Origin of the sequence: Cobetia sp. SIMBA_158 (genome assembly GCF_046566945.1) — a bacterium.
Lineage (GTDB): Bacteria > Pseudomonadota > Gammaproteobacteria > Pseudomonadales > Halomonadaceae > Cobetia > Cobetia amphilecti.
On the sequence record NZ_JAWJYL010001017.1, the window covers coordinates 1 to 239 of the forward strand.

Annotated in this window: 1 pseudogene; it reads right to left on the reverse strand. The window is 66.1% G+C overall.

Annotated elements, in window-relative coordinates:
* Positions 1–10: 10 nt before the first annotated feature.
* Positions 11–239, reverse strand: a pseudogene (locus tag R2R70_RS22875) (LemA family protein); the annotation flags it as partial.

Below are 239 nucleotides of genomic sequence, written 5' to 3' on the forward strand. Positions count from 1 at the left end.
CCAGCCCCTACTCGGCACCAGCCAGTCGGGCCAGCGCGTCCAGGCTGACGGGCTGCGCCGCTGCGGCATTCAAGGCGCCCACCGCCGTGTTGCGGGCATTGAGCACTTCTTCCAGGGTGCCACGCTCATGACTCAGATAGCCCTTGGCCGCCTCGACCAGATTGGGAACCAGGTCATAGCGCCGCTTGAGCTGTACCTCTATCGGCGCGAAGGCATTCTCGTAGCGGGCCTGGAGGCTG